This is a genomic window from Nesterenkonia flava (genome assembly GCF_031432335.1).
In the GTDB taxonomy this organism is placed as follows: domain Bacteria; phylum Actinomycetota; class Actinomycetes; order Actinomycetales; family Micrococcaceae; genus Nesterenkonia; species Nesterenkonia flava.
In genome coordinates this window covers 21,239-28,514 of the sequence record NZ_JAVKGT010000036.1, presented here as the reverse complement: position 1 = coordinate 28,514, position 7,276 = coordinate 21,239, and the positions used below count along the sequence as shown (strand labels likewise).

The window sequence follows — 7,276 nt, the reverse complement described above, 5'->3', positions numbered from 1 at the left end:
GCCAACCACCCATCACCAGGCTGACCAACCTCCCTGAACATCACAACTAGCTCAGACGTTCTTCTTACCGTCGCGTCCGATGAGATAGGCCACGCCGATGGCAGAGAGCACCGCAGCGCCGAACGCGAAGCCGGAGGCCACCTCGGGGTTGTCGCCCGTGAGTGCGATGATGCCCGCGATGGCCGAGAGGATCGTGATGACAGCGAACGCAATCTTGAGAATCATGGCTCAACCCTAACCTGTGCGCCCGTGCCTCGTCAGGGCCCTGCGCATCAGACCGGCGGCGGAAGCACCCGCTACTTCAGTTCCCGACGCACACCCTGCTGCTTGCTGAGCCGGTCCACGGCCTGGGCGAGCTCGTCGTCGGTGAGCAGATCGGTCCGCATGTGCTTGGTGCGGTACCCGGCCCGTCCCACCACGTGGGCGCTCACGGGGGCGGTAAGCAGCATGAGCCCCCAGGCCAGCACCACGATCCCCATCGAGGCCCAGGAGCGCCACATCACCGCTGCCGCCAGCAGCAGCATCAGCAGGCCCAGCACCTGAGGCTTGGTGGCCGCGTGCATCCGGGAGTGCAGATCGGGGAACCGGACCAGGCCGATTCCGGCGGCCAGCGACATCAGGGCGCCGACCACCATGAACACGGCGGCCACGCTGTCCATCACCAGGTCCAGGGTTGATGAGTCCATCAGCGTGGGTCTCCCTCATCTCGTCGCGTGTCCGAGTCCTCTCCCTGTTCCCCGTCCTTCGACTGGGTCTCCTTCTTACCGGGCACGAACCCGGACTTGGTCAGGGCGGTGAACCAGGAGGTTGATTCGTCCTCGTCTCCGGTCCGCTCGGCACCGGGAGTGCTCGGTGCTGCTCCCGCGGCGGGGTCGGCGAAGCTGCGCATCGGGATCTCCGGCTCGGGGATCTCTGCGGTCATCGCCCGCTCCTGCGCCTCGACTTGGGAGCCCGCATCGGCTGAGGCGGTGGAGCCCACCGCCACGTAGCGGGCGATCGCCACGGCGCCCAGGAAGCCGATCATGGCGGCGACCACCACGAAGGGAATGAAGTCGGTGTGCTGGTTCACCGCCATATCGGCCAGCATCACGGAGGCCACGATGATGAGGATGACGTCTACGCTGATGACGCGGTCGAGCACGGAGGGCCCCTTATAGACCCGGTAGACGGCGCACAGGGCTCCGATGCTCAGCAGCACCTGGGTGATCCAGTAGGCGATCTGCAGCGGCTCCATCACGCGCCTCCTTCGGTGGAGGATCCCGGGGCAGCGCCCGGCGGCACGCTGCCGGGCGGCAGCGCTCCGGGGGCGGGCAGCGGGGTCTCCCGTTCGGTTTTGGAGAAGCCGGCCACACGTCCCAGCCGGCGCTCGGCTTTGATGACGGCGACGTCGGAGCGGTTGCCGCACGTGCGGATGATCAGGGCCTCGGTCCGCAGGGCGTCCTGCCGGATCTTCTCGGCGTCGGCGTCGTCGGTGACGTTCAGCGCGTGGAGGTAGAGGGTCGCCGTCGTGCGGTCCACGTCCAGCACCAGAGAGCCGGGAACCAGCGCCAGAGAATGGCCGGTGAGGGTGATGATGAGGTCATCGTGGCTGCGCAGCTGGATCGAGATGATCGAGTTGCGCACGCGGGGCCCCTTGCTCACCGCGATCCAGGAGACCTGGAAGCTCGCGTAGACCATCTTCACCAGGAACCGGGAGAGGAACACCAGGCCCCAGAGCGGGTTGATCCGTCCGCTGCCGCGCAGCGGGGGGAGATAGAAGAGCCGCACGGCGATCACGGCGTAGACAACGCCGATGATGAAGGTGCCCACGGTGAAGCTCTGCCATAGGGCCATCCAGAACACGCCGAGGAAGAGGATCAGCGGCAGCTCCAGCTTCAGCGGAGTCTTGGGTCTGCGCATCAGCGCTCACCTCCCTCGATCTCGTCGTCCACCGACGTGGAGCCGTCGTCCTCGATCTCCATCTCCGGCTGCAGGGAAGTCTCCACGGGCGCGAACTCGGCTGCGCCGTCGTCGCCGGTGTCCAAGTCGATGACGTAGCCGGAGGTGAACTCGTGCAGCTCCTCACGGATGCCGTCGACCCGCTCCTGCCCGAAGACCGCCTCCAGGTAGGGAGTGCGCTCGTACATGTCCTGTGCGGCTGCGCGGGAGAAGTCCATCAGCGGCCCGGCGAAGACGGTGAACGCCAGCGAAAGCGCCACGAGCCCCGCGGTGGGTGCCACCATGGCCATGGGCAGCAGGCGCTTATTGGCGGCCCGCGCGTGGGCCAGCGTCTTAGGTGTCAGCAGCCGCACCGGCTCCTCGGCGTCCTCCGCCTTGCGCCAGAAGCCGCGGGCCCAGATGCGGGCAATGGCCAGCAGCGTCAGCAGGGAGGTGAGAACACTGGCAGCCACCAGGGTCCAGGTGATCCAGGTGTTTTCGGCGATGCCGCCCTGCATCATGCCCAGCTTGCCGATGAACCCGGAGAACGGCGGGATGCCGGCGAGGTTCATGGCTGGGATGAAGAACAGGATCGCCAGCACCGGCGAGATCTTGGCCAGCCCGCCGAGCCGGTCCACGTTGGAGCTTCCGGCCCGGCGTTCGATCAGGCCGGTCACCAGGAAGAGGGTGGTTTGGATGGTGATGTGGTGGGCCACGTAGTAGATGGTCGCGGCCATACCGATGATGGAGGACAGCGCCAGGCCGAACACCAGATATCCGATGTGGCTGATCAGCGTGAAGCTGAGCATACGTTTGATATCAGCCTGGGCCAGCGCTCCGAGGATGCCCACCAGCATGGTCAGCGCCGCGACGATCATCAGCGCGGTGTTGATCCGCTCCCCCGGGAAGAGCAGCGTCTCCGTGCGGATCATCGCGTAGATACCGACTTTGGTGAGCAGTCCGGCGAAGACGGCGGTCACGGGCGCCGGCGCGGTCGGGTAGGAGTCCGGAAGCCAGAACGCCAGAGGGAAGACCGCAGCCTTGATGCCGAAGGCGACCAGAAGCATCACGTGCAGCATCAGCTGCGTACTGTGGTCAAGGTCCCCCAGCTTCAGGGCCAGGTCTGCCAGGTTCACCGTACCGGTGGCGGCATAGATGAGCCCAATGGTGATGAGGAACAGCATGGAGCTGAGGATCGAGACCACCACATAGGTCACGCCCGCGCGGATCCGCGCCTCGCCTCCACCGAGGGTGAGAAGCACGTACGACGCCGTCAGGAAGATCTCGAAGCCCACGTACATGTTGAACAGGTCCCCGGCGAGGAAGGCGTTGGAGACACCGGCCACCAGGATCAGGTAGGTGGGGTAGAAGATGCTCACGGGGCCGGAGTCGTTCTTCTCCTCTGCCGCGCCCTGACCGACCGCGTAAAGCAGCACCGCCAGGGTGATGATGGAGGAGATCACCAGCATCAGCGCGGAGAACCTGTCGATCACCATGGAGATGCCGAACGGGGCCGGCCAGCCGGCCAGGTGCACCGCGTGGGCTCCCCCGTGCCAGACCTCGGAGAGCATGAAGATCTCCAGGGTCACGGTGACGATGAGTGCGCCCACCGTGATGGAGCGCTGAATGGACTGATTGCGGTAGAAGGCGAACGCGAAGGCTGCGCCGAAGAAGGGAATGAGCACCGCAAGCGGCACCAGGGTCACCAGTTCCGGGTTCACGGCGTCTCTCCCCTCCTCTCCTGACGTTCGGCGGCTCTGTCACCGGGCGCTGCGGACTCAGGATTCACCCGCGGCAACTGGCCGGTGGGCGGAGCTGATTCGGTGCGCACCGTGCCAGTGTTGGGATCGACGGCGCCGATGAACTCGCTGGTCTCGGTGGAGACCTCGGCGTCATCCTCCGGGTCGTAGGCTCCCGAAGCTTCGGCCACGCGGCGGTCCTCCTCGTCGTCGGAGACCTCGTCCTGACGGGCCAACACCCAGGAGCGGTAGATGAGGGCGAGCATGAAACTCACCAGGGCGAACGCGATGACGATCGCGGTCAGCAGCAGCGCCTGGGGCAGAGGATCCAGATAGCTCTCCGGATCCGCCTCGCCCCGGACGATCGGCGAATCACCGGAGCGTCCTGCGGTCTGAAGGATCAGCAAGTTCACACCGTTGGAGATGAGGATGATGCCCAGCAGCACGCGCGTCAGCGAGCGCTCCAGCAGCAGGTAGATGCCAATGGCGAGCATGGCCCCCATGACCACCAGCAGGGTGAGGTTTACGGTCATCGCGCCACCCCCAGTGTGGTCTCGGAGTGGACGCTGTGGCCGATGTCTGAGCTGCGCAGGTTCTCCTGCTCACTGCGCACATCAATCTCGGAGCCGAGGCTGCGCAGGATATCCACGATCAATCCGATGACCACCAGGTAGACCCCGACGTCGAAGAAGACGCTGGAGACGATGTGGTGCTCACCCAGCACCGGCAGGTCCAGGTCCACGATGAAGCTCTGGAAGGCCTGGCCGCCGGCGAAGAGGGGCAGCACACCGGTGAAGCAGGCCACGGCGATGCCCCATCCCATGAGCGCCCCGGCGGAGAACGGAATTGCGGCCTCCAGCTCGTACCGTCCGCCGGCCAGGTATCGCAGCACAAACGCCAGGCCGGCCAGCAGGCCTCCGGCGAATCCGCCGCCGGGGCTGTTGTGCCCGGCCAGCAGCAGGTAGACCGAGAGCAGGATGATGGCGTGGAACATCAGCCGGGTGACGACCTCGAAGATGATCGAGCGGTGCTCCGGAGCCAGTGTGCGTCCGGCCACCAGCCAGGCCTCTCGGGCCACGGTCGCGAAGGAGCGCGCGACCTGGATCTCCTTGACCTGCCGCGGGGACAGCGCCTTGTCGGAGAGCACCCGGCCCACCGACCCGGTGGGCACCTCGTGCAGCTGCCGGCGCTGGACATCGCGCCGCTTGACGAAGATCAGGCTGGCCACGCCGGTGGCGGCCGCCGCCAGGACGGTGACCTCCCCGAAGGTGTCCCAGACGCGGATGTCCACCAGGGTGACGTTGACGATGTTGGCGCCATGGCCGACGTCGTAAGACATCCACGGGTACTCCAGGCTGATGGGCTCAGCGACCCGGGAGTCCATGGAGATGGCAACGGCGATCATCACCACCGCGCCGAAGGCCAGTCCCAGCAGGGCCCGGCCGAGCTTGAAGCGTGTGGGATTTTGAGTCCAGACCCGGGCGGGCAGGGTGCGCAGGGCCAGCACGAAGACCACCAGGATGATGGATTCCACCAGCAGCAGGGTCAGCGCCAGGTCCGGAGCACCTTGCAGTGCGAAGATCCCGGCGATGCCCCATCCGCAGAGCGAGACCATGAGCACCGCCATGAAGCGTTTAGGCGCCCAGATCGCTCCCAGGCCGCCGGCGATGATGATCGCCGCCAGGACGATCTGCAGTGGCTGTTCGGCGATGATGACATCCCGCGGCAACCGCTGGTGTGTCAGGGCCACCACGCCTGCAGGCACAGCGGTGGCGACGGCGACGATGATGAACAAATACCAGCCCAGGGAGCCACGCTGGGTCTTCGAGGTGACCCAGATGGCCAGGGCATCGAGCTCGCGGATGCTGGCGCGGTAGATCCGTTCGGCGTCGAAGGGCGCCGGCACCGGCGTCTGGGCGGGGCTGAGCCTGCCCCGCAGCCAGAAGAGCCCCAGGCCCAGTGCCCAGGTCAGTGCCGAGAGGCCCAGCACGGGGGTGAAGCCGTGCCAGAGGGCCAGATAGGTGGCGTGGACATCGGGGGCAACGGGCTCGAAGAGGGTGGCGAACGGCGCCACGAGGCGCTGCACGGGCGCCGGGTAGGCCGCCAGGGCCAGCGTGAGGACTGCAAGGACAGCCGGTGAAGCCAGGAAGACGGCGTCGGGCCTGCCGTGGAACGGGGTGTCGGAAAGGTTGGTTGCGGCGTTCTCGGGGTCCTTCTTGGTGGCGAAGGCGCCCCACAGGAAGCGCGCGGAGTAGGCGACGGTGAGTGCAGAGGCCACGACGACGCCGACCATCACCACCCAGCCCCAGACCGGACTGACGGCGTCGGCCGGGTGCAGGGCGTAGCTGTAGAACGACTCGAAGACGACCTCTTTAGCCACGAATCCGAACAGCGGGGGCAGGCCGGCCATCGAGGCGGCAGCCACCACGGTGACGATCAGCAGCGGCTTCTGCGTGCGTCCGACGCCGGAGAGCACGCGCAAATCTCGCGTGCCGGTCTTGTGGTCGATGATGCCGACCACCATGAACAGCGCCGCTTTGAAAAGACCGTGGGCCAGCAGCATCGCGATGCCCGCCAGGGCGGCGTCCTCAGTGCCCAGGCCGTTGACCATGATGAGGAAGCCCAGCTGGGAGACCGTGCCGTAGGCCAGCACAAGCTTGATGTCGGTCTGGCGCAGCGCCCGGTAGGCGCCGATGATCATCGTGGCCAGACCCAGGGTCAGCACCACCGGAAGCCAGAAGGAGGTGTCGTGAAAACCAGGCGCGAAGCGTGCCACCAGGTACACACCTGCCTTGACCATGGCCGCGGCGTGCAAATAGGCCGAGACCGGAGTGGGAGCCGCCATGGCCGCCGGGAGCCAGAAGTGGAACGGAACGAGCGCGGACTTGGAGACGGCGCCGAGCAGGATCAGCACCATCGCGATGTCCACCGCGGTGCCGGAGAGCTGATCCGCCTGCGCCAGGATCCCGCTGATGCGGTAGGTGCCGGCGAGCTGGCCGATCCACAGCAGGCCCACCAGCATGGCCAGGCCACCCAGGGTTGTGACGATGAGCGCCTGGATCGCTGAGCGGCGTGCGAACACGCGGTGGGCGGAGTAGCCGATCAGCAGGAAGGACAGGATGGTGGTGAGCTCCCAGAAGATGAAGAGCATCACCAGATCATCGGAGAGCACCAGGCCCAGCATGGAGGCCGCGAAGGCGAACAGCTGCGCGGCGAAGGGGCCTGCCGCGCGCTCACCGGCGGGGAAGTACCGCGCACAGTAGAGCATGACCAGGGCGCCGACGCCGGTGATCAGCAGGGAGAGGGCCAGCGCAAGGGCGTCCATCCGGAAGGCCAGCTCCACACCGAACTGCGGGATCCACTCGGTGATCTCCGCTGGCGGTGCGTTGGGCTGGCCCGTGACGGCACCCTGCTGGGCATCCAGTGTGGTGGGCAGGTACGTCAGGGCCCAGATGAAAGCCCCGACGAGCACGCCCGTCAGCACGTAAAAGGTGCTGCGGCCCAGGAAGTGATACATCAGAGGCACTGCGACGCTCACCGCAAAGAGCACAGCAAGCATCACGAGCATCTAACGGACCCTTTCTTCTCCCTGCGACCACAGCAACGCCACACAGGCCCTG

Annotated in this window: 7 protein-coding genes; all 7 read right to left on the bottom strand. The window is 66.5% G+C overall.

Going from position 1 to position 7,276, the window contains the following annotated elements; all coding sequences use genetic code 11:
* Nucleotides 1-51: 51 nt before the first annotated feature.
* Entirely contained in the window at nucleotides 52-225 is a 174-nt protein-coding gene (locus RH857_RS11700) for a hypothetical protein (protein ID WP_310538156.1), read from the bottom strand.
* A gap of 71 nt (nucleotides 226-296) precedes the next feature.
* Nucleotides 297-686, bottom strand: a complete 390-nt coding sequence (gene mnhG, locus RH857_RS11695; RefSeq protein ID WP_310538155.1) for a monovalent cation/H(+) antiporter subunit G — start codon at nucleotides 684-686, stop codon at nucleotides 297-299.
* Nucleotides 686-1,234, bottom strand: coding sequence for an MrpF/PhaF family protein (locus RH857_RS11690; protein ID WP_310538154.1), 549 nt, complete (start codon nucleotides 1,232-1,234; stop codon nucleotides 686-688). Before RH857_RS11690 ends, mnhG begins: the two co-directional genes overlap by 1 nt.
* Complete coding sequence (locus RH857_RS11685) at nucleotides 1,234-1,899, bottom strand: Na+/H+ antiporter subunit E (protein ID WP_310538153.1); 666 nt, start codon at nucleotides 1,897-1,899, stop codon at nucleotides 1,234-1,236. The genes RH857_RS11690 and RH857_RS11685 overlap by 1 nt, the downstream gene beginning before the upstream one ends.
* Nucleotides 1,899-3,638: a Na+/H+ antiporter subunit D gene (locus RH857_RS11680; protein ID WP_310538152.1), complete on the bottom strand. Its 1,740-nt coding sequence runs from the start codon at nucleotides 3,636-3,638 to the stop codon at nucleotides 1,899-1,901. The genes RH857_RS11685 and RH857_RS11680 overlap by 1 nt, the downstream gene beginning before the upstream one ends.
* A complete protein-coding gene (locus RH857_RS11675; protein WP_310538151.1) occupies nucleotides 3,635-4,189 on the bottom strand; it encodes a Na(+)/H(+) antiporter subunit C in 555 nt (184 codons plus the stop codon). Before RH857_RS11675 ends, RH857_RS11680 begins: the two co-directional genes overlap by 4 nt.
* The gene (locus RH857_RS11670; RefSeq protein WP_310538150.1) at nucleotides 4,186-7,215 is read right to left on the bottom strand and encodes a Na+/H+ antiporter subunit A; all 3,030 of its coding nucleotides are present in this window, start codon (nucleotides 7,213-7,215) and stop codon (nucleotides 4,186-4,188) included. The genes RH857_RS11675 and RH857_RS11670 overlap by 4 nt, the downstream gene beginning before the upstream one ends.
* Between the last annotated feature and the right edge of the window lie 61 nt (nucleotides 7,216-7,276).